The organism is Methylophaga sp. UBA1464 (assembly GCF_002325665.1).
Classification (GTDB): Bacteria; Pseudomonadota; Gammaproteobacteria; order Nitrosococcales; family Methylophagaceae; genus Methylophaga.
Map to the genome: position 1 here is coordinate 34,374 of NZ_DCSO01000089.1, position 2,440 is coordinate 36,813.

The 2,440-nt window shown below is 44.3% G+C and carries 5 protein-coding genes; 1 reads left to right on the forward strand and 4 read right to left on the reverse strand.

From position 1 onward, the window contains the following. The 4 genes from B3O33_RS11680 to flgB all read right to left on the reverse strand — a co-directional run. On the reverse strand, positions 1 to 218 hold a 218-nt coding region (locus B3O33_RS11680; protein ID WP_292363643.1), incomplete at its 3' end, for a flagellar hook-basal body complex protein. A 12-nt stretch (positions 219 to 230) separates the two neighbouring features. Beyond that, on the reverse strand, positions 231 to 914 hold the full coding sequence (locus tag B3O33_RS11685; RefSeq protein ID WP_292360337.1) for a flagellar hook assembly protein FlgD: 684 nt from the start codon (positions 912 to 914) through the stop codon (positions 231 to 233). A 17-nt stretch (positions 915 to 931) separates the two neighbouring features. Then, positions 932 to 1,345: a flagellar basal body rod protein FlgC gene (flgC, locus tag B3O33_RS11690; RefSeq protein WP_292360339.1), complete on the reverse strand. Its 414-nt coding sequence runs from the start codon at positions 1,343 to 1,345 to the stop codon at positions 932 to 934. A 6-nt stretch (positions 1,346 to 1,351) separates the two neighbouring features. Next, positions 1,352 to 1,753, reverse strand: a complete 402-nt coding sequence (gene flgB / locus B3O33_RS11695; RefSeq protein ID WP_292360341.1) for a flagellar basal body rod protein FlgB — start codon at positions 1,751 to 1,753, stop codon at positions 1,352 to 1,354. Between the two features lie 330 nt (positions 1,754 to 2,083). Here flgB and B3O33_RS11700 point away from each other — a divergent pair. Further along, positions 2,084 to 2,440: GspH/FimT family pseudopilin (locus B3O33_RS11700; protein ID WP_292363645.1), on the forward strand; the 357-nt coding region annotated here is incomplete at its 3' end.

The window sequence follows — 2,440 nt, forward strand, 5'->3', positions numbered from 1 at the left end:
AGATTTCCCTGGTTGAATTGCTGAGCTACGTTATTCAGTACCACACCAGTACCGATAGCCGTATTACTGTTACCAAACGTTGACAGGGCGTAAACATCACCGAACTCTGCTCGTGAACCTTTGAAACCAATGGTATTGATGTTGGCAATATTGTTTGATTTCACATTCAAATCGGCAGTGGCGGCATTAAGGCCTGTTAGAGCTGTATTAAATGACATGATGCTTACCCCTTAAATAATTTCTTGAACTTCACTAAATGGCACCGAACCGATACCCGCCAGATTCATGGTCAGGCCTTGCCCGCCAGAGCCCACCAATACGCTATCTACTTTAGCCATCACAGCAGTAGCAAAGGCGGTGTTTTGTCCATCAACTGTGCCTGTTGCCATAAATTGATAAACACCTTCAGGCATGGCTTCACCATCATTATTCAAACCATCCCATTCAAAATTGGTGTAACCAGATGCCGCTCCCATCGGAATGGTTCTGACCAACTCACCCGTATCGCTATATATCTTCATTTCTAAATTAGATACGGGCTCAGCCACATTAATCTGTCCTCGCATTGGAGAGTCGGCTGTCATCACGCCAATTGAAGATGGAACCAACACTGAACGACCAACTAATGAAGAACCTTGTAAGGCCTGGTCAGATTGCATTGCCTTAGCAAAACTGGCAAATGAATCCTGTAAATCACTGATACCACTCACTGTGCTGAAAGAAGCGATTTGCCCGAGAAAATCACCACTCTCCATTGGTTTGAGTGGATCCTGATTCATCAGCTGCGTCGTCATCAAGGACATAAAATCCTCCATCTGCAACTTGCCGGGATCCTTTTCCTCTTCAGTTGAACTTGTCTTGTTTGTACTGTTGAGAAAAGCATAGGGATTTTCATTTACACCATTTATTGCCATTTCAATGACTCCCTGCGTTATTTGCCAAGCTGCAGAGTCTGCAGCAGCAATTGTTTGGAAGTGTTGGCAATCTCAACATTGTTCTGATACGAACGAGATGCCGACATCATATTTGCCATTTCTGCAATGGCATCCACATTAGAGTGATAAACGTAACCATTTTCATCAGCCAATGGGTGTGATGGATTGTATTCCTGACGCACCGGTGCCTGACTTTCCGTAACGCCAAGAACCTGAACAGAACCTGATTTATAACCTTGTTGAGCATCATCCAAGACCGTGGCAAAAACGGGTTGCCGGGTACGATACGTTTCATTCACGCTGCTGCTGACACTATCTGCATTAGCCAGATTACTGGCTGTGGTATTAAGCCGCAGTGACTGTGCACTCATGCCGCTACCTGCTATATCGAAAATATTAAATAATGACATGGCAGATTATTCTCCTTTGATCGCCTTGGTCAGCCCCTGAAAGCGCGAACCTAAAAATTCCAGGCTAGCCTGATATTGAACAGCGTTCTGCATAAACTGTGCCTGCTCTACCTGCTCATCGACCGTATTGCCATCTAATGAATCCTGAAGTGTTGTGCGGTATAACGTTGCCGCCTCAAATGGATTTTCACCGTTACCGGCAAGGTGTTTTTGATGGGTGGTGTTCAAAGCGGCAGATTTTTGCCCGGATGCCGCCATCTGCAATGCCGTTTGAAAATCCATATCCTTCGCTTTAAAGTTTGGCGTGTCCGCATTCACCAGATTGGTTGCCAGCATTTCTGCACGCTGGGTGCGAATTCGCAATGCATCGGCATGAATACCAAGGGCAGAATCAAAATTTATCGGCATGCTGTTTCTCCACAACAAACATTCACTTTCACTTGGATAAGCATCAAGCATGCCACAAATTATTTACATTACTTATCAACAACTTAACCATTCTGCGGCAAACTCAATAAACCAAAGCGGCAAGCTATTGCCACTCGGCATAATCAGTCAGATACAACTGATATAATTCCCTTTTTACTAATGTGTAGATTGAAGAAAACTTCGGCATGGACGATACATTTGCCAACTGGCTCACGTATTTAAAAAATAGATAGTGATGAACCAGCATAAGTGCTTGACCCACAATGCTTTTAGCGTTAAAACCGAATACCTACAAGGAGCGTCACCAAAGTGAAAAAGTTTGCGGCAAATAATGGTTTCACACTGATTGAATTAATGATCACACTGGTCGTGGTCATCATCTTGGTAGCAATTGCCGCCCCGAGTTTTACCTCCATGATTCGTGAAAACCGTGCCGCTACTCAGGCAAATAATCTCCTGTCTTCCCTACAAGTCGCTCGTTCTGAAGCCATTAATCGTGGTGTTCGGGTCAGTATGCGTCGTCTAAGTAACACAAATAGCGTTTGGGAGGATGGATGGCGTATTTTTACCGACTGGAATGGAGATCTACAAATTCCTAATGCAAACTTGAACATAAAGGATTGTAGTGTCGATGGTCAGGATTGCTTGTTAATGGAGCAACAAGCG